The organism is Porticoccus sp. W117 (assembly GCF_030341905.1).
In the GTDB taxonomy this organism is placed as follows: Bacteria; Pseudomonadota; Gammaproteobacteria; order Pseudomonadales; family Porticoccaceae; genus SCSIO-12696.
Genome location: NZ_JATAAF010000007.1, coordinates 13,530 through 33,923, shown reverse-complemented (window position 1 = coordinate 33,923; position 20,394 = coordinate 13,530). Strand labels below are relative to the sequence as shown.

Sequence of the window (20,394 nt, the reverse complement as noted above, 5' to 3'; positions counted from 1 at the left end):
CTCAGTGTAACGATGTAGCACGAGATCCTTCGCTGCGCTCAGGATGACGGCACACACCATACTGCTCGTGGCCCGCAGCTAGCAGCTCGATGCTATTTGTTCGCCATCTACTTATTAGCTAAAAAGTCCGCCATCGCCACTCCATGGTCCGAATCTACCCTTTGCACCAACGGGCGCTCGGCAATCAACTCCCGCCACTCGCTGTAGCCTTCCAGCTGAAGCATCAAGTTCTCTCCGTATACTTTTTCAGTAAGAAAACCCGCCAGCATGCCGGTGTAGTAGGCAAAGATATCGGCGGAGGTAAACTGGTCACCGGCAATATAGGGGGCAAATCTAGCCACTCTCTGAACCGCTGGCAGGCCCAACTCCAGGCCATCCAGTGCCTCTTTGCGATGGTGATCGCTCAACTCACCACCAAACACCACATGGCTCAACAGTTTTCTGGCCGGCAGCTCCACATACAGCTCCATCAGCTGAATCAGTTGGCGTACAACGCCGGATTGATAGGGATCAAGAGGATACAAAGGCGGCTCCGGGTGCAGGTCTTCGATGTACTCCATCAGCGTGATGGTTTCGCTGAGAAAGCCCTGGTCAGTTTCCAGAAAAGGCACCTTGCCCCGTGGGCTTTGCGCCAGCAGTTCCGGCTGCTGACTGGGTACGGCGGTCAGCTCCTCGAATTCAACCCCCTTTTCCAGCAGGGTCAATTTCACCATATTGTAGTAGTTACTGATGGGTAAACCGTGGAGTTTGAGCATCTGAATTGTCCTTAGACTGGCAAGTGAGTGATCATAGAATTGACCATTCGCAAAGCGGATAATTCCACACTACCCAAGTCCGGAGTGACATAATCGGTTCTGCAATCACATCTACGCCATAGATACACTCTATATGGGCTATACCTTAGGCTAACTCCCCTGTTATAAAAACGCAGTTTTTAGTACTATTTGCGCCCTGTTGCAGGCTTCTGCGCCTGCCGGAGATAAAATTACCCACACCACCAGAAAGAGGAAGTCCCCAGTGCTTGAAGCCTATCGCCAACATGCCGCTGAACGTGCCGCTCTCAACATCCCCGCCAAACCCCTCAGCCCCGAGCAGGTTGCCGACCTGGTAGAGCTACTGAAAAACCCTCCTGCTGGTGAAGAAGACTTTCTGGTAGACCTGATCACCAACCGCGTTCCCCCTGGCGTGGACGAAGCCGCTTACGTAAAAGCCGGGTTCCTGTCCGCCATTGCCAAAGGCGAAGCCAGCTCCCCACTGATCGACAGCGCCAAAGCTGTTGAACTGCTGGGTATGATGCTGGGTGGCTACAACATCTCTACCCTGGTGGAACTACTAGACAGCGCTGATCTGGGCGAACTGGCCGCCACCCAACTGAAAAAGACCCTGCTGATGTTTGACGCCTTCCACGATGTGGAAGAAAAAGCCAGTAAGGGTAACGAAAACGCCAAAGCGGTGATGCAAAGCTGGGCGGACGCCGAGTGGTTTACCAGCCGCGACCAAGTGGCAGACAGCATCAAAGTGGCTATCTTTAAAGTCACCGGTGAAATCAACACCGATGACCTGTCCCCTGCCCCAGACGCCTGGAGCCGCCCGGACATTCCCCTGCACGCCCGCGCCATGTTCAAAATGACCCGCGACGGCCTGACTCCTGAAGAGCACGGCGTTACCGGCCCCATGCAGCAAGTGGCCGAAGTTCAAGCCCAAGGCCACCAGGTTGCCTTTGTGGGCGACGTGGTGGGCACCGGTTCCTCCCGTAAATCCGCCACCAACTCGGTGTTGTGGTTCTTCGGTGACGAACTGCCCGGCGTTCCCAACAAAAAAGGTGGCGGCATCTGCATCGGTGGCAAAGTGGCGCCGATCTTCTACAACACCATGGAAGACGCCGGTGCGCTGGTGTTTGAAGCACCAGTGGAAAAACTGGGCATGGGCGACGTGATCGAGATTCGCCCCTACGACGGCAAAATCCTTTCTGAAAGCGGCGAAGTACTGTCTGAGTTTGAACTCAAATCCGACGTACTGTTGGACGAAGTACAAGCCGGCGGCCGCATCAACCTGATTATTGGCCGCGGCCTGACTGCTCGCGCTCGCGAATCTCTGGGCCTGCCGGAATCCGATCTGTTCCGCAAACCCACTGCTCCTGTGGACAGCGGCAAGGGCTTTACCCTGGCACAAAAAATGGTGGGCAAAGCCTGTGGCGTTGAAGGCATCCGCCCCGGCACTTACTGCGAGCCGAAAATGACTACCGTGGGCTCCCAGGACACCACTGGCCCGATGACCCGTGACGAGCTGAAAGATCTGGCCTGTTTGGGCTTTTCCGCCGACCTCACTATGCAGTCGTTCTGCCACACCGCTGCCTACCCCAAACCCGTGGACATCAACACCCAACACACCCTGCCGGACTTTATTATGAACCGCGGCGGTGTGTCCCTGCGCCCCGGCGACGGCATTATCCACAGCTGGCTGAACCGTATGCTGCTGCCAGATACCGTGGGCACTGGCGGTGACTCCCACACCCGCTTCCCCATGGGTATCTCTTTCCCTGCTGGCTCTGGCCTGGTGGCCTTTGCCGCCGCCACCGGCGTTATGCCGCTGGATATGCCGGAATCTGTGCTGGTGCGCTTTAAAGGCGAAATGCAGCCAGGCATCACCCTGCGCGATCTGGTGCACGCCATTCCCTACTACGCTATTCAGGAAGGGCTGCTGACGGTAGAGAAGAAAGGCAAGAAGAACATCTTCTCCGGTCGCATTCTGGAAATTGAAGGTCTGAATGGTCTGACTGTAGAGCAGGCATTTGAACTGTCTGACGCTTCTGCAGAGCGTTCCGCCGCCGGTTGTACCATCAAGCAGAACATCGACGAGATCGCCGAATACCTGCGTTCCAACGTCACCTTGATGCGCTGGATGATTGCCGAAGGCTACGGCGATGTGCGCACCCTGGAACGCCGTGTTCGCAAGATGGAAGACTGGCTGGCCAACCCCAGTCTGATGGAAGCAGACGCCGATGCGGAATACGCGGCGGTGATCGAAATCGATCTCAACGAAGTCAAAGAACCCATTGTCTGCGCCCCCAATGACCCGGACGACGCCCGCCTGCTCAGCGAAGTGGCTGGCGACAAAGTGGACGAGGTTTTTATCGGCTCCTGCATGACCAATATCGGTCACTTCCGTGCGGCGGGTAAATTGCTGGAGCAACACGCCGGCGGTGGTATTTCCACCCGCTTGTGGTTGAGCCCGCCCACCAAAATGGACGAACACACCCTGATGGAAGAAGGCTACTACAACATCTTCGGCCGCTCCGGCGCCCGTATGGAAATGCCCGGCTGCTCCCTGTGTATGGGCAACCAGGCCCGCGTAGCTCCCAACAGCACTGTGCTTTCCACCTCCACCCGCAACTTCCCCAACCGTTTGGGCGACGGTGCCAACGTGTACCTCACCTCAGCGGAGCTGGCAGCCATCGGCGCGGTACTGGGCAAACTACCCACCCCGGAGGAATACCTGCAATACGCCGGTGATATCGACTCCATGGCGGACGACATTTATCGCTATATGAACTTCGACCAGATTGAGTCGTTCCAGAAAGGCGCTGAAGAAGGTAAGTTGATCGCTGCGGAGCAGATTGTGGAAGTGGCGTAATACGTGAGATGTTAAAAGACGAAAGCCCCGGTAGGTTACTGTCGGGGCTTCTTACTTTGTCATTCTGATGTAATGATAAATTTCTTGAACTCTATTGAGTTTCTTTACACACGGACTATATTGTGAAAATCAGAATCTTCATTGAAGATAGATGTAAAAAATATTAGACACTCATCATCTGCTTTCATCTTTTCTTGAAATAAAAGCACTTCTTTCAGTGAGCGCTCCTTAGTTAATTGAAAGACCCAACCAACTTCTTCGTTTGGATCATCTCCTTCATCAAAATATGCTGATGCACCAAGCATGTATTGACGACCTTTCCAATTTACATAGCTGTACCAACCCCAATCCTCTGCTTCAGGCACCGTTATTTCTAATTGACCCAATAACCGATCTTTTAACCAAAGGAGCAACGACTCCCCATAAATTGGATTTATCGGATTTTTTTGCTCTTTAGTAACATCAAACTTTGACGTTTCAAAACCACATGCAAAGTGCACTTCTCACTCCTTGATATTTAGACAGCCATTAATAATTGGAAGGTTCCTCAAGGCTGATAATAAGTCTCCGCCCCCGGCCCCACAGGCATGCCCAACACAAACACCCACAAATAAAACAGAATAGTCCAGCCCACAAAGAACACCATAGAGTACGGCAACATAGTAGCAATCAGAGTGCCCATACCCAGGTTCTTTTTGTACTGGGTGGCGATGGCCAGAATCAAGCCGAAATAGCTCATCATCGGGGTGATGATATTGGTTACCGAATCACCAATGCGGTATGCCGCCTGAATAGTTTCCGGGGCAAAGCCCACCAGCATTAGCATGGGTACAAAGATCGGTGCGGTTACTGCCCACTGGGCGGAGGCGCTGCCCAGAGACAGGTTGACCATGGCGCACATCAGAATAAAGAAGATAAACACTTCCGGGCCATCCAGGCCCATGGCCTGTAAGGCTGCGGCGCCTTTTACCGCCAAAACGGTGCCGAGATTAGTCCACTTGAAGAAGGCTACAAACTGAGCGGCGAAAAACACCAGCACGATATACAGCTTGAGGCTGCCCATGCTTTTCGCCATGGCGTCGATTACATCGCGGTCGTTTTTCATGCTGCCGCTGACTTTGCCGTAGGCAAACCCTGGCAGTGCGAACACCACGAAAATCATCACCACAATGCCCTTAAGGAAAGGCGAACCCGCTACTGCGCCAGTTTCCGGATGGCGCAAGATGCCGTCCTCGGGCACGATGGATAATGCCAGTAAACCGCATATCACCAGAAAGGTGATACCTGCTGCCTTAAGGCCTTTTTTCTCTTGAACAGTGAGCGATTCAACCTTCTGTTCACCCAGGTTGATAGACGCTTCATTGGGATCGTAAACACCCAACCTTGGCTCAACAATTTTTTCGGTAACAAACGCACCCAGACCGGTAATCAGAAAGGTGCTGATGATCATAAAGAACCAGTTCATTTCCGGGCCAACCACATAATTGGGGTCGATCATATGCGCGGCGGCTTCGGTAATGCCGGATAACAGCGGGTCGATGGTACCCAGTAACAGGTTGGCGCTGTAGCCACCGGATACCCCGGCAAAGGCCGCTGCCAACCCTGCCAGTGGGTGACGCCCTAAGGAGTGAAAGATCATTGCCGCCAAGGGAATCAGCACCACATAACCCAGCTCAGAGGCGGTATTGGAAATAATGCCCGCAAAGACCACCAGCACCGTTACCGTGCGGCGTGATGCATTCACCACCATGCCCCGCATCAAGGCCGACAGCAGCCCGGAGTGCTCGGCCACCGAAACCCCCAGCAACGCCACCAGCACCGTGCCCAGCGGTGCAAACCCGGTGAAGTTGGTGACTAACCCAGCCATAATGCGCTGCAAACCCTCGGCGTTGACCAGGGATATCACCTCAATGACGCCATCCGCTTCACGGCCTGCCGCCCCCGGTGGGCGCGGGTCGGCCACCGAGACTTCCAGATATCCCAGCAAGCCACTGAGCAAGTAAATAAACAGGGTAAACAAGGCAAACAGGCTGACCGGGTGAGGCAACAAGTTGCCCAACCACTCGACTACGCCAAGAAAACGGGCGAACCAGCCACCCTTGGGGACACTCTCATCGTATTCAACGTTGTTATTGGTATTCACACATCTACTCCATTCAATGGCTACTCAAGGGCAAATTAAGGCCACCTGACATAAGGAAGCGATAATAAGGCTTATTGTCACAGACTCAACCGGGCGCCCCCCGAATGCCTGCGATATGTCTAACTACTGATCAAAAATCACCTTATTGAGGGACAAGGGAATTAATTCGTCAAATATTTGACTATACTAAAAGCCTTTTATGAAACTGAACAATGCCAATGACCTTCCCTATTCCAGAAGACGAAGAAGCGCGCATTAAGTCGCTGGTGGAATATCAGCTGCTGGATACTCTGCCGGAGCAGGAGTACGACGATATCGTCAGGATGGCGGCGGAAATCTGCAACTGCCCTATTTCTACCGTTGCCCTGATTGATGCCGAGCGCAAGTGGCACAAGGCCAAATACGGCATCGACAAGGAGTTCGTGCCCCGGCATATGGTAATTTGTGCCCACACCATTGTGGAACGGGAAACACTGGTGGTGAATGACACCCACCAGCATCCGGTATTCAAAGACATCGGCATGGTAACTAACCCACCCCATGTGCGCTTTTACGCGGGCATTCCCATTATCAACCCGGAAGGCCATGCTCTGGGCACACTCTGTGTACTCGACAAACAACCGCGAACCCTCACTGATAGCCAGCAAGCCAGCCTGGAAGCCCTGGCGCGTTTTGTCAGTGCCCTGTTCGAACTGCGTCGCAACCTGCTGCGCCAGGAATTGAACAATAAGTTACTCAGAGAATGTCATGACGAACTGGCCAGGCTCAACGATGAATTGCAGACCATGAGCCTCAGTGACGAGCTGACCAAACTGTACAACCGCCGCGCCTTCAACCAGGAGTTAAAACGGGAAGCAGCTATATACAAGCGCCACAAAACACCTCTTTCCTTGCTGATGATCGACCTGGATAACTTTAAACAAATTAACGACAAGCAAGGTCATCAAGTAGGAGATGAGGCCTTACAGGAAATGGCAAATGTGCTGCAAGCCACCGTGCGTGAAGGTGACCTGTTAGCCCGTTATGGCGGCGAAGAATTTGCCATCATCTTGCCCAACACCGCCGAACAGGAAGCACAGGTGGCCGCTGAGCGAATCCGCAGCACCGTAGAACAACAACTGCCCCACATCCAATCACTCACCATCAGTGTTGGCATTGCCACCATGACCAAGGATATGGTCGACACTGTAGAACTGGTCAAACAAGCTGACGACGCCTTGTACCGCGCCAAACAAGCGGGCCGCAATCGAGTTTCTCTATAGCCTCTGAATGGCTATACCGATAGACTAGCCGCTGACAACGCCGAGCTGTTTAACGAGACTGTTCATGCATCGCCTGCTGATTCTGATTGCCACCCTTTTTGCTGCTTGGTACTGGTGGTCCAAATTCAAAGCCTGCCCGGATGAGAAGCGCAAAGGTTTCCTGCTGAAATCCGGATTCTGGGGGCTTTTGGGTATTTTGATCGTGCTCGCGGTTACCGGCCGGATGCACTGGATTGCCGTGGTATTCGCCAGCTTGGTGCCCGTGGTAAAAGCTCTGTTTGGTTTAGCGCTGCGAGTATTGCCCTTCCTCAATCTGCGCCGCCGTCCCAATACCCAGCAATCAACCCAGGCACCACCACAACAAAGCAATATCAGCGAACAGGAAGCCTGGGAAGTCCTCGGTCTGCAGCCGGGAGCCAGCAAAGAAGAAATCGTCAGTGCCCATAAAAAACTGATTCAAAAACTGCACCCGGATCGCGGCGGCAACGACTACTTGGCAGCGAGGATTAACCAGGCTAAGGATAAGTTGTTGTCTTAGCTCGCCTCAAAGTAAACAAGCTCCGTCATTGCGAGGAGCGAAGCGACGCGGCAATCTAGCGGTTTTTACTTCGTCGTTGTTTATTAGCTAATTTTTCAATGCAGGTTTCGCCCTGCTGGGCGACTGACTTTCTTTACTCGTGTAAAGAAAGATAAGCAAAGAAAGCACGCCCCAGCGCCCTTGGCCTTCGGCTCCCCCTCGCTCCTCCGGTGCCATGGCCGGGTCGCGCAGAGGGTACTTCCTGTACCCGCTGCACTGAAACGAACGTCCTGTCCGTTTCACCCTATGTCACCTCCGTCACTCGGCAAGGGCGAAGGGGATTTTTTGTCACTCCGTAGCTTGGTTCGTGCGTGGTTTTTGTTCCCCTTTGGAGTTGCCGAGCGCAGTGCAATTGGTAGGGAAGCGCGCACACTGATGTGCGCGTTAGGTCGATCGAGCAGGGATGCGAGTAAGACCGGCCCGTGGCAATTGTGCGGAGCGAGGGGAGCCCGCAGGGCCAACGGAACGGGGGTGCCTTTTTCTTGGCTACTTCTTTTGGGCAAGCAAAAGAAGTAGCTCGCCCAGCAGGGCGAAACCTTTGCTACAAATTATTCAAGCAACAACGACGAAGTAAAAGCCACGAGATTGCTTCACTTCGCTCACAATGACGGAGCTATTCCGTCACCCGCACGTCCTGCCCCTGAAAACTCACCACCTGCCCCGTGCGAATTTTACAGCGCTTGCGCAATTCCACTTCGCCATCCACCGTTACCTGGCCGTCGGCAATCAGCAGCTTCGCTGTGCCGCCACTGTGAGCAAGACCGGTGAGTTTGAGCAGGTTATGCAGCTCAACAAACTCCCGGCCTTCCAATTCAAACAGCTCCACGGCTAACCCTCTGCATCTTCAATTACCCAGGCCTGGGCAGCGGCGATGCGAGCAACCGGTACACGGAACGGGCTGCAGGATACGTAATCCAAACCGAGTTTGTGGCAGAACTGTACGGACACCGGGTCGCCACCGTGTTCGCCACAAATGCCGTATTTGATACCTTTCTTGGCACGTTTTGAATCCTTGATCGCCATGTTCATCAGCTTCGCCACCGCGCGTTGATCCAGAGATACAAACGGATCCTGTTCAATCAGTTTCTTATCCAGGTAGCTGGGTATGAATGTGCCCGCATCATCCCGTGAAAAGCCGTAGGTCATTTGGGTCAGGTCGTTGGTGCCAAAGCTCATAAACTCGACCGCAGGAGCCAGTCGTTTGGCTCCCAAACAGGCGCGTGGTGTCTCCATCATGGTGCCAATTTTGTAGGGGATGGAGAAACGCTGCTGGCTCAGTAGCTTGCGAATGCGCTGGTCAATGATGTCGTTTACCAGGCGAATTTCCCGCACATTCACTACCAGCGGAATCATGATTTCCGGCATTGGCCGGTAGCCCTGTTCGGCGGCTTCAATGGCAGCAGAAAAAATGGCATCTATCTGCATTTCGGTGATTTCAGGGAACACCACAGACAACCGGCAACCGCGGAAGCCCAGCATGGGGTTCACCTCATGCAAGCGCTGACTAATGGCTTTGATTTGCTCTTCCGACTTGCCGGTACTGGCCACCAGACCGTCGAGACTGTCACCGTCGTGGGGCAGAAATTCATGCAGCGGTGGGTCCAGCAAACGGATGGTTACCGGCAGCCCCGCCATTTCGCGGAACAACGCCAGCATATCCGCCTGCTGAAACTCCTGCAGTTTGGCCAGGTGTTGCCTGCGCTCATCCTCGCTTTCCGACAGCACCATGGCGCGCATCACATCGATACGATCTGCGCCAAAGAACATGTGCTCCGTGCGGCACAAGCCAATGCCCTGAGCGCCCAGCTCGCGAGCCTTGGCGGCGTCTTCCGGGGTTTCGGCATTGGCGCGCACTTTCAGGCGGCGATAGCGGTCGGCCCAGGACAGGATAGTTTGAAAATCCTCACTGGCACTGGCTTCTACTTTGGGAATATCCCCCAACATCACTTCGCCGGTGGAACCGTCCAGAGTAATCACGTCTCCTCGCTTGATCTCCAGACCGGACTCGGTAGTAGCGGTGCCAGCGCGGTAGTTGATGGTCAAACCACCACAGCCAGTAATGGCACACACACCCATGCCGCGGGCCACCACCGCCGCGTGAGATGTCATACCACCCAGCTCGGTCAAAATGCCCTGTGCCACTTTCATGCCATGAATGTCTTCCGGGGTGGTTTCACGGCGCACCAGTATCACCTGCTCACCGGTGGCATGGGTGCTGACTGCTTCATCCGCAGAGAACACCACTCGACCGGTGGCGCCACCGGGACTGGCTGGCAGGCCCGTAGCAACAGGGTCAGTTTTGGCTGCCGGATCGAGCATGGGGTGCAATAACGCCTCTACGTGCTCGGGGGCAACCCGCAACAGGGCTTCCTTTTCGCTGATCAGGCCTTCGCCCACCATATCTACGGCCACCTTAATGGCAGCACGGCCTGTGCGCTTGCCGCTGCGGGTTTGCAGCATGTAAAAGCGCCCCTGCTGGACGGTGAACTCAATGTCCTGCATATCCCGGTAATGTTGCTCCAGCAAAGCCTGGGTGCGATACAGCTCGTCGTAAACCGCAGGCAAACGTTCCTGCAATGCCTCTATGGGCTCCGGGGTACGTATTCCAGCCACCACATCTTCACCGGCGGCGTTGAACAAAAACTCACCAAAGAACATTTTTTCGCCAGTGGACGGGTTGCGGGTAAAGGCTACGCCGGAGCCGGAGTCATCACCGAAGTTGCCAAACACCATGGCTTGCACATTCACTGCTGTGCCAAGAGACTCCGGAATATTATTCATCTCCCGATACACCTGGGCACGGGGGGTATGCCAGGACAGGAATACCGCTTCAATGGCCAGCCTCAGTTGTTCATAAGGGTCTTGGGGGAAATCTACGAGGGTTTTGAATACAGCGATCACCGCCTGCCAGTCGTCGGCAGACATATCCACATCACGTTTCTTGTTGTTGGCTTTTTTGTAAGCGTCAATTTCATGCTCAAACAGCTCTCCATCAACGCCCAGCACCACATCGCCGAACATCTGAATAAAGCGCCGGTAAGAATCGTAGGCAAATCGTGGGTTGGCAGTTTTGCTGGCCAGGCCTGCAGCAATTTCGTCGTTCAAGCCAAGGTTGAGAATGGTGTTCATCATGCCCGGCATGGACACTGCCGCACCGGAGCGAACCGAGAACAGCAACGGGTTTTCCGGGTCGCCAAAACGCGCCCCCATTTGCTGTTCCACCAGCTCAAGGGCAACCCGATATTCCTGCTCCAACTGTTCCGGCATTTGGTTGCCGGACTCAAAAAACTCCCAGCAAGAGGGAGTGGTTATCACAAAGCCATAGGGAACCGGCAAGCCGAGATTGGTCATTTCACAAAGATTCGCCCCCTTGCCCCCCAGTAATTCCTTGTCGTCCTTGCTGCCTTCATTGAACAGGTAAACGCGCTTGGCCATAAGCCACCCCCATGGTGTTTATTTTGAATTTCGTCATTGCGAGGAGCCTTCTTTGTAAAGAAAGGCGACGTGGCAATCTCTCCCATTTTGGCAGTGACTTGCTGGAGATTGCTTCGCTGCGCTCGCAATGACCGGTCTATTGTTTCACTGATTAAGCCATTGATACAGCTGCTGCTGATCAAACGGCCAGTTAAGCTCGCGATCCCCCAGTGCCACAACCGGGATGGTTGTCCGGTATTTACGCAGCCAGGCAATATCACTGGTAATATCCCGCTCCACCAGTTTGTGTCCGGTGGCGGCAATCACCGGCCAGATCACCTGTTTGGCCTTGTCGCACAGAGTGCACTGAGGCCCGGTGTATAAAACCAGCTCCACCACTAACCTCTTTTACGAATGCGCCAGCAGTTGTGGATTTTCGGGTTGCGCTGAAAATCTGGGTCAATGGTGTCACGGGTGATGTCTTCACAATCGAGGAAATTGAGTACATCCCCATCCATCTGAAAGCGGCGGAAGTTGTTGGAAAAATACAGCTCACCGCCGGGAGCCAGCAGACGTACACACTGGCGAATCAGCAGGCCGTGATCCCGTTGGATATCCAGCACCCCCTCCATCTTTTTCGAGTTGGAGAAGGTCGGCGGGTCGAGCACGATCAAATCGTAGCGCTGCTCTCCCTCGGAGGCCTCTTGCAGCCATTTCAGGCAATCCGCTCGCTCCAGGCGGTGGACGTTCATATCCAGCCCATTGAGTTCAAAGTTACGCCGTGCCCAATCCAGATAGGTGGGTGACATATCGACACTCAGGCTGCGGCTGGCTCCACCCAGTGCCGCATGAACGGTAATACTGGCGGTGTAACAAAACAGGTTGAGTACGGATTTTCCAGCGGCTTGCTGGGACACCAGCTGGCGCAGCGGACGGTGATCCAGAAACAGCCCGGTATCCAGGTAATCCCGCAGATTGACCTCCAGCCGGGCATTGCCCTCTGTCACCACCCGCACAGGACTATCACTTTCCCGGCTGCCCTGCTCCCGGCGGCGGTACTGATCGCTGCCCTTCTGGCGTTTGCGCTGCTTGAAAAACAGCTGTCCTTCCGGCAATTGCAAGGCCTCCTGCAACCCCTGGCGAGCTTCCCGCAGGCGACGGCGGGCATCGCGATCATCGATGGTTTTGGGTGGGTCGTACTCCTGCAGGTGAACCGCATCCCCTTCATCACCGGAATAGATATCCACCGCTACCGCGTATTCCGGCATATCGGCGTCGTACAAACGGTAGCAGTGAATACCCTCCCGCTTTACCCAGGGTTTGAGTTTGCGCAGGTTCTTGCGCAGGCGGTTGGCGAACATCTGTGCGCCTTGGGAAAGGGTTTCGGGCTCTGCATCGGGTGCTCGCTCCTGGCGTTGGGCATTCACCTCGAACAGTAGCAACTTGCTGGGAATGGCGCCGTTGAACAGCTTGTATTGTTTGTGGGCGCGCAGGTTCATCTCCGGGCCCAGTTCCGGGTTGCCGGTAAAAACCGCCGCCTGCCAGCCGGGGAATTCCGCTTTTAGCCGCTCTCCCAGCAGGTAGTAAAGCTCGCGCAGTGCCTCCTGCTCTCCCAGCCGTTCCCCGTAGGGAGGATTGGTGATCAACAGACCCGGTGTCAGTACTTTGTGAGTGGGTTGTTTGAGTTCCGCCAGAGGTTTGTGGGTCACCCTGACCACATCGTCCACCTGGGCTTGTTCAACGTTGGCTTCAGCAGCCCTGACAGCGCGACCGTCCTGGTCATAACCGCGAATTTCGGGAATGTCTTTTTGCTCACCGTCGCTGCGCCGTTGGCGCGCCTCGGCCAATAGCAGTTGCCACTGGTTGTCGTCATGGCCCTGCCAGTTCACAAAGCCGTGGTGGTCGCCGGCCTCCTCCCGAAGCAGCCCTGGCGCCACGTCCCGCGCCATCAGTGCCGCTTCAATCAACAAGGTGCCACTGCCACACATGGGGTCGATCAGCGCGCCTCCGGCGGCGGCAATCTGCGGCCAACGGGCTCGCAATAACAGCGCTGCAGCGAGGTTTTCTTTCAGGGGGGCGGTGGTATTGGCAACCCGGTAGCGGCGCCGGTGCAGGCTGTCACCACTGAAATCCAGCGCTATGTGCAATTTGCTCTTGCCGCCTTTTCCGGAAGCCAGGTGCGCTTGTATCCAGATATCCGGCTGGCGCAAATCAACGTCTGGGCGATCATCGCCGCGCTCGCGAAAATAATCGACGATGGCGTCTTTGATACGGCGGGCACCAAACTGGGTATGAGTAATCTGCTTATTGCCTCCGCTAAAGCGTACGGCAAAAGTATTAGCGGAACCAAAGTGCTGCGACCAGTCAACTTTTTTTGCCCCCTCATAGAGGCTGTCGGCATCGTCCACCGCAAAGTGGCCCAGCTGCAATAACAGCCGGTTGGCCAACCGTGACCACAGGCAAATTCGGTAGGCCGCTTGCAGATTGGCACGGCACATCACACCGGCCACGGTCTCACGTATGTCGCTGGCTCCGAGCGTTTTCAGTTCTTCTGCCAACAATTGTTCGAGGCCTTTGGGGCAGCTGGCCAGCCATTCAAAATGTTCGCCGGTCATGTCTGCCACCGTTGAGAAGACGCTAGTCTTGCATTCCAAAAGGTCATAAAAATTCGTTTATTAAAAAAAATATATTCTTCGACACGAGCCGGATTTTTTGCTGTAGTAACAGGCCGCTTTCGACACAGAATGGAAAGCGGATTCCAGCGGTTCCACCTCAATCCCTGGAGGATCAAACGTCGATGAAAACACAGAAACGTGACTCTTCACACCGCGCTTTTTTGAAAGGCTACCAAGCTGGCTATGGCGGTAAATCGAAAACCTTTTGCCCCCATATTGCCGACACGTACAACGCCCTGGAATGGCAGCGCGGCTGGCGTGAAGGCCGTGAAGATCACTGGTCTGGCTACAATCAATTCACCAGCCACCAAAAGGCGGCAAACTTATAAATACTGGTTTTACACCTTGGGCTATGTGCCCTGACTAGAGCCTGCAACGAGGCTTTGGAAGCGGTTACAGGACGCGATTGCGTCCGCCGCTTCCCTTACCAATGTCGGACCCCGATAAATAAACCCGGTATACACCTGCACCAGGCTGGCTCCAGCCTCAATCTTTTCCACTGCGTCTTCACCACTGCCAATGCCACCCACACCGATAATCGGCAGCGCACCGTCCAGTACCGTGCTGAGCCGCGCAATGACTTTGGTGGATTTCTCCCTCACCGGCGCACCGCTAAGGCCACCGGCTTCTTCGGCCAGAGGTGAGTCAGCCACCGCATCACGGGAGATGGTGGTATTGGTGGCGATAACGCCATCGATTTTCTGCTTAACCAAGATCAGGGCAATGTCGTCGACACCTGCCTCGTCCAGATCCGGGGCGATTTTCACCGCCAATGGCACATAGCGGCCATGCTCATCCGCCAGACGCGCCTGGGCCTGTTTAAGGGTAGCCAGCAATTGGCTGAGTTGCTCACCAAACTGCAAGTCCCGCAGCCCCGGCGTGTTTGGGGAAGAGATATTTACGGTGATGTAATCGGCATGGGCATAGACTTTTTCCATACCGATCAAATAGTCATCCGCCGCCTTTTCCACCGGGGTGTCGAAGTTCTTGCCGATATTGATACCCAACACCCCTGAATAGCGGCGGCGTTTTACCCGTTCTACCAGATGATCCACCCCCAGGTTGTTAAAACCCAGGCGATTGATGATGGCATTGTGTTCCGGCAGGCGAAACAATCGCGGCTGGGGGTTGCCCGGTTGCGGCCGTGGCGTCACGGTGCCAATTTCCACAAAGCCAAAGCCCAGAGCCCCCAGGCCATTGAAATAATCGCCGTTTTTATCCAGCCCGGCGGACAATCCCACCGGGTTTGGGAAACGGATACCCATCACCTCCACAGGGGCTGATACAGCGGGTTTGGCGAGCTTCATCAGGCCCAGGCGTTCGCTGCAACCGATGGTATCCAGAGCCAGATCGTGGGCGGTTTCTGCAGGCAGGGTAAACAGGGCTTTGCGGGCCAGATCGTACATAGGGGTTTATCCTGAATGTAACTTAGCCCGGGTGGACCGCAGTGGAACCCGGGAAAGCATTTCAACAACGCCCCCGGGTTCCACTGCGCTCCACCCGGGCTACAAATTAGGGGTGGCAATTATCCGGTATGAATAACAGCTAGTCGACCGCTTTCTTGATATCACTTTCCTGAAAAGCAAGTAGGTCGGCCTTCAGGCCGTCAAGATAAGCGGCTAATACGCTTTACTTGACGCCCTGAAGGGCGACCTACAGAGGCGGCACGAAGCCCGTGGCTCGCAGCCCGGTACTGCCTACCCCGCCGTCAGTGCCTGGCGGGATGCGGTGCTGCGCGACAAGTCCTGCAGCTCACGCAGAGCCACCGAGTACATGGCAAAGTCCTGGGTGGTGGTAGAACGCAGTTCCTGTACGGTTTCCATCCAGCGATCCACCAGCTGCTCGTGCTTGTCGTGCCAGTCCTGAAGGATTTTCTTGATGTCCTTCTGCTGGCCGTACTCTTTCAACACAGCCTGAGTCAGCTCGCGGCGGTGGGTTTCCAGCTCATCCACAAAGGACTCACGGGCAAAGTCTTTCCAGCGGTTTTCAGGCCGCAGGGAAACAATTTGATCACCGAACCAGTCGAGGGAAAGCTGGTTGCCCATCAGGTGGTAGAGCTCAATCACGTATTCCACAGGAATACTGTTGTTGATGGACATTTCCGCCACACCCAGGGCGAAGTACAGGCTGTTGGAGCTGGCGGCCAGTTCCGCTGCCTGTGGGCTAACGCCATTGCTGGTCAGATTGCCGTGCAGGGCATCCCATTTTTCCTTGTGATCCCCCACCATGATTTTCGGCAGTACCTTGAGCACTTTTTCCATCTTCATGCGCATTTGCGGAACCAGCTTGGCCGGATCAAGCGAACCGCGCCAGTTGCGCAGAATCCAGCGAGTGGCACGACGGCCAAGGCGCATGTAAATGGTGATCAGTTCCAGCTGCAGTGCCGACGACACCTTGTAGTCCAGCGCTTCCAGATCTGCCCACACCTGCGGCAGCTTAAAGATATCGCGGACGATGGCGTAGGCCTTCAACACCTCACCGGCGGTAGCACCGGTGGATTCCACCTGACGCATGTAGAAGGTCAGGCCCATGGTGTTGATCAGCTCATTGGCCAACTGGGTGGCAATGATTTCACGCTTCAGACTGTGCTGGTGAATCTGCGGCAGGTACTTCTTGCGCATCTGCTGCGGGAACAGGCTTTCCACCGCCTGAGCCATATACTCATTGTCCGCCACGTCGGAGTCGATCAGGGCTTCTTTCAGCTCTACCTTGGCGTAGGAAATCAGAGTAGACAGCTCCGGGCGAACCAGGCCCTGGCCGCGACCATCACGCTCGCCCATTTCCTCATCGCTGGGCAGGAATTCCAGAGCGCGGTCCAGACGGCCTTTGGATTCCAGAGTGGTGATAAAGCGCCAGTACTCCGCCAGGTTACTGTTACAGTGGAACTCGGCAACACTAATGGCCTGGGTTTGCTGGTAGTTGTTGGCCAGTACCAGGTCGGAAACATCGTCGGTCATCTTCTCCAGGAAGACGTTGCGCTGTTTGGTGGTCAGGTCTTCGGTGGCCACCAGCTCGTTGAGCAGAATCTTGATGTTCACCTCGTGGTCGGAACAGTCCACACCACCGGCGTTGTCGATAAAGTCGGTGTTACAGGCACCGCCGTTCTGGCAAAACTCAATGCGGCCACGGTGGGTCAGGCCCAGGTTACCGCCCTCGCCGAATACCCGGCAGCGCAGTTCCTTACCGTTAACACGCAGGCTGTCGTTGGCGCGATCGCCCACTTCGTCGTGGCTTTCATCGCTGGCCTTCACGTAGGTGCCAATACCGCCGTTCCAGATCATGTCCACTTCGGACTTCAGCAGCTCGTGGATCAGCTCGGTGGGAGGCAGCTCGTCCTCTTCAATGCCAAAGGACTCCTTGATTTCCGGGGTCAGCACAATGGATTTGGCGCTGCGATCAAACACACCACCGCCCTTGGAAATCAGCTTGCTGTCGAAGTCTGCCCAGGTGGAACGAGGGGTATCAAACAAGCGCTGGCGCTCCGCGAAAGTGGCCGCCGCATCCGGGTTCGGGTCGATGAAGATGTGCAGGTGGTTGAACGCCACCTTGAGGCGAATTTTTTCCGACAACAGCATGCCGTTGCCGAATACATCACCGCCCATATCGCCGATACCAATAACGGTAAATTCGTCTTCCTGGGTGTTGATGCCAATTTCACGGAAGTGACGCTGCACAGCCACCCAGGCACCGCGGGCGGTAATACCCATGCCTTTGTGGTCGTAACCGTTGGAACCGCCAGACGCGAAAGCATCTCCCAGCCAGTGGCCGTATTCATCGGAAATGGCGTTGGCGATGTCGGAGAAAGTAGCAGTGCCCTTATCCGCTGCCACCACCAGATAGGGGTCGTCTTCGTCCCGACGCACCACTTCTTTGGGGGGCACAATTTCACCGCCAACAATGTTGTCGGTAACGTCCAGCAAACCGCGAATAAAGGTCTGGTAACAGGCAATGCCCTCCGCCATAAACTCTTCACGGCCGTTGGTTTTGTGCAAATTCTTGGCCACAAAACAGCCTTTGGAACCGGTGGGAACAATTACCGCGTTTTTCACCTGCTGGGCTTTTACCAGGCCCAGTACTTCGGTGCGGTAATCCTCCATGCGGTCTGACCAGCGCAAACCACCGCGTGCCACCTTGCCGCCACGGAGGTGCACACCTTCCATGCGGGGGGAGTACACGTAAATTTCAAACTCAGGGCGCGGCTTGGGCGCTTCCTGTAACTGGTGAGTGGCCAGTTTGATGGAGATATACGGTTTGTGATTGCCATCCTTGTCGTGCTGGAAGAAGTTGGTACGCAAGGTGGCGTTAATCAGGTTCAGATAGGTGCGCAGCACCTTGTCTTCACTAAGGTTAGACACCGCATCCAGGTCAGCGGATATCTTTTTGGTCAGGCGAGCGGCGCGCCCTTCCCCTTCGTGGGTCGGATCAAAGTAGCTCTTGAACAAGGCCACCAGATTGCGGGCGGTATCCAGATGCTTGGACAGGGTGTCGGCAATAAAGCGCTGCCCCAGGCTAAAGCCCAGCTGCTTCATGTAGCGGCCGTACATACGCAGCATGGCGACAGAACGCCAGTCCAGGCGAGCACCAATCACCAGGCGGTTAAAGAAGTCGTCGTCGGTTTCACCGGTCCAGATGGCGCGGAAGGCATCCTGGAAGTTATTGCGTACCGAGGGCACATCCACACCCACGCCCATGCGGAATTTCAAGGTGAAGTCCGACAGATGCACTTCGCCTTTACTGGTTTCAATGATGTAGGGGTGCTCACCCTGTACCTGGAAGCCGAGGTTTTCCAACAGCGGCACCATAGACGACAAATCCAGCGGTGTATCCCGGTGGAACACCTTAAAGCGCATCACGTCTTTATCCACAGCCGGCGGCTGATAGAAGCTCATGGCGATCTTGTTGTTATCGTCGATGGATTCCATCAGGCCGATGTCGCCGAGCGCAGCACGGGGGTCAAAATGTTCCTGATAAGACGTAGAGAAGCCGCTGGCGTAGGCACGACAAATACGCTGGCCTTCTTCTTCGCCGTAGTGGTCGATAACCGCTTCTCGCAAGTCATCGCTCCAATTGCGGGTAATCTGGATGATTTTCTGCTGCAGCTCCGCCACGTCGAGGGACTTGTAGCGGTCGCTATTGACCCGGAATATAAACTGGATTCGGGCCAGTACGGACTCTGACAAATAGGTGTAAAACTCTCGCTCCGTGGCACCCAGATGTTCCGCCAGCATATTTTCAATGCGGTGGCGCACGTCGGTGTTGTACAGGTCTCTGGGCACATACACCATGCAGCTGACAAAGCGCCCGTATACGTCGTGGCGCATAAAGAAGCGCACCTTGCGGCGCTCATTAATCTGCCAGGTGGCAATCATGTTTTTGTAGAGCTCGTCGTCCGAGCTCTGGAACAGTTCGTCACGGGGGTGTACATCCAGCAATTGCTGCAAAGCCTTGCCGTCGTGGCTATTGGGCAGCAGGCCGGAGCGCTCTATCACCCGCTTCACTTTATTGCGCAATACCGGAATCAGTGCCGGCTTCATGGTGTAAACCGGTGAGGTAAACATGCCCAGCAAGCGCACTTCGCCCACCGGTTTGCCGCTCTTGTTGAGCTTCTTCACCACAATGTAATCGGCGTGAACACTGCGGTGCACCCGCGAGCGTACCGACGAATAGGTAAAGCCCAACAGACCGTCGCGATCGTAGAAATCCTTAACACCGGGGTTCAGGGATTCCAGATCGGCGCTGGTCTGCTTGGTGCCGTGCAGACGGAACAGGCCAAGGCGCTCATCTTCCAACTCGGTAACCACCTGCTTACCCTTAACGGTCTTCAGGCTGTATTCCGAACACCCCAGAAAGGTGTAGTAACCACTGTGCATCCACTTGAGTAACTCAACCGCGTCGTCGCGGTCTTCAGCGGAAACCCCCTTCTTCAGTTCGGCGGTCTCTTCCACCAGGCGTTCTACGCGATCCAGCATGGGCTGGAAATCCTGAACCACCACTTTTACATCTGCCAGTACATCTTCCAGGCCGCTGGCCACTTCTTCCAGCTCCTCCTGAGAGGAATGCAGGTCGATCAGGAACATCATCAGGGCTTCCTGCTTGGTGCCCTTGGCATCGCCAAAGGCCACTGCCTTGCCCTTGGCATCCCGTTTTACTTTGGTGATGATGCTTTTGGTCTGGTGAATATTGATGCCGCGGTTATTGAGCTCAATACGCAGAGAGTCCACCAGGAACGGCATGTCGTTTTTCAACACATACACCACCGAGTGAGGGCTGAGCCAGCCATCCTCTTCCAGAGTGGGATTGAAGACGCGGATTTTCGGGCCTTCGCCGCTGTATTCCTGAATAAATTCCCAAGTAGAGCCCACAAAACCAGACAAGTCGCTGACCGGGGTGTTTTCGTAGTCTGACACCGGCAACAGGCTGAACAGCTTGTGGGTGAAAGGCAGCAGATGCTCCATATCGTAGTGGGCGTGGTCCTCTCTGACCTTTTTTTCTACCTGCTGATAGCGCTCGTGATCTTGAAACTTATTCACACCGTTCTCCTGAGTATTATTGTCTGGCCTGAATTTTAGGTGGAGCCCTCGACTCGCCTGGAACTTCTCGCTGTGCACATGCTCTTTTAGAGTCTTCTCGACAAGACACTCCAAATGTCGCATCACAGCAGGCAAACAAGCTGGCGAGTGAATTGATGGA

At 55.1% G+C, this 20,394-nt stretch carries 13 protein-coding genes; 4 read left to right on the top strand and 9 right to left on the bottom strand.

Annotation, left to right across the window (positions count from 1 at the left end; translation table 11 throughout):
• Positions 1-107 precede the first annotated feature (107 nt).
• Complete coding sequence (locus QSV34_RS07005; RefSeq protein WP_289153205.1) at positions 108-755, bottom strand: glutathione S-transferase family protein; 648 nt, start codon at positions 753-755, stop codon at positions 108-110.
• Between the two features lie 262 nt (positions 756-1,017).
• Between QSV34_RS07005 and acnB the strand changes: the two genes are divergently transcribed.
• Positions 1,018-3,633: a bifunctional aconitate hydratase 2/2-methylisocitrate dehydratase gene (gene acnB / locus QSV34_RS07000; protein WP_289153204.1), complete on the top strand. Its 2,616-nt coding sequence runs from the start codon at positions 1,018-1,020 to the stop codon at positions 3,631-3,633.
• A gap of 104 nt (positions 3,634-3,737) precedes the next feature.
• On the opposite strand, the gene QSV34_RS06995 is transcribed toward acnB, so the two are convergent.
• Both QSV34_RS06995 and QSV34_RS06990 read right to left on the bottom strand, forming a co-directional pair.
• Positions 3,738-4,133, bottom strand: a complete 396-nt coding sequence (locus tag QSV34_RS06995) for a hypothetical protein (protein WP_289153203.1) — start codon at positions 4,131-4,133, stop codon at positions 3,738-3,740.
• A 47-nt stretch (positions 4,134-4,180) separates the two neighbouring features.
• A complete protein-coding gene (locus QSV34_RS06990; protein WP_289153202.1) occupies positions 4,181-5,776 on the bottom strand; it encodes an AbgT family transporter in 1,596 nt (531 codons plus the stop codon).
• Between the two features lie 218 nt (positions 5,777-5,994).
• Between QSV34_RS06990 and QSV34_RS06985 the strand changes: the two genes are divergently transcribed.
• Both QSV34_RS06985 and QSV34_RS06980 read left to right on the top strand, forming a co-directional pair.
• The gene (locus QSV34_RS06985) at positions 5,995-7,038 is read left to right on the top strand and encodes a sensor domain-containing diguanylate cyclase (protein WP_289153201.1); all 1,044 of its coding nucleotides are present in this window, start codon (positions 5,995-5,997) and stop codon (positions 7,036-7,038) included.
• Positions 7,039-7,102: 64 nt separating this feature from the next.
• Positions 7,103-7,576, top strand: a complete 474-nt coding sequence (locus tag QSV34_RS06980; RefSeq protein WP_289153200.1) for a J domain-containing protein — start codon at positions 7,103-7,105, stop codon at positions 7,574-7,576.
• Between the two features lie 652 nt (positions 7,577-8,228).
• Here the strand turns inward: QSV34_RS06980 and QSV34_RS06975 are convergent.
• From QSV34_RS06975 to rlmKL, 4 genes are all read right to left on the bottom strand, one after another.
• Entirely contained in the window at positions 8,229-8,441 is a 213-nt protein-coding gene (locus tag QSV34_RS06975) for an RNA-binding S4 domain-containing protein (RefSeq protein WP_289153198.1), read from the bottom strand.
• A 2-nt stretch (positions 8,442-8,443) separates the two neighbouring features.
• A complete protein-coding gene (gene ppdK, locus QSV34_RS06970; protein ID WP_289153197.1) occupies positions 8,444-11,050 on the bottom strand; it encodes a pyruvate, phosphate dikinase in 2,607 nt (868 codons plus the stop codon).
• 144 nt (positions 11,051-11,194) lie between these two features.
• Complete coding sequence (locus QSV34_RS06965) at positions 11,195-11,425, bottom strand: glutaredoxin family protein (RefSeq protein ID WP_289153195.1); 231 nt, start codon at positions 11,423-11,425, stop codon at positions 11,195-11,197.
• Positions 11,426-11,427: 2 nt separating this feature from the next.
• Entirely contained in the window at positions 11,428-13,644 is a 2,217-nt protein-coding gene (rlmKL, locus tag QSV34_RS06960) for a bifunctional 23S rRNA (guanine(2069)-N(7))-methyltransferase RlmK/23S rRNA (guanine(2445)-N(2))-methyltransferase RlmL (RefSeq protein WP_289153193.1), read from the bottom strand.
• Positions 13,645-13,826: 182 nt separating this feature from the next.
• Between rlmKL and rmf the strand changes: the two genes are divergently transcribed.
• Positions 13,827-14,033 carry a ribosome modulation factor gene (gene rmf / locus QSV34_RS06955; protein ID WP_289153191.1) on the top strand — a complete coding sequence of 69 codons (207 nt, stop codon included), beginning with the start codon at positions 13,827-13,829 and terminating at the stop codon, positions 14,031-14,033.
• 21 nt (positions 14,034-14,054) lie between these two features.
• On the opposite strand, the gene QSV34_RS06950 is transcribed toward rmf, so the two are convergent.
• Both QSV34_RS06950 and QSV34_RS06945 read right to left on the bottom strand, forming a co-directional pair.
• Entirely contained in the window at positions 14,055-15,110 is a 1,056-nt protein-coding gene (locus QSV34_RS06950) for a quinone-dependent dihydroorotate dehydrogenase (RefSeq protein WP_289153189.1), read from the bottom strand.
• A gap of 291 nt (positions 15,111-15,401) precedes the next feature.
• Positions 15,402-20,234, bottom strand: coding sequence for an NAD-glutamate dehydrogenase (locus tag QSV34_RS06945; RefSeq protein WP_289153187.1), 4,833 nt, complete (start codon positions 20,232-20,234; stop codon positions 15,402-15,404).
• Positions 20,235-20,394 lie beyond the last annotated feature (160 nt).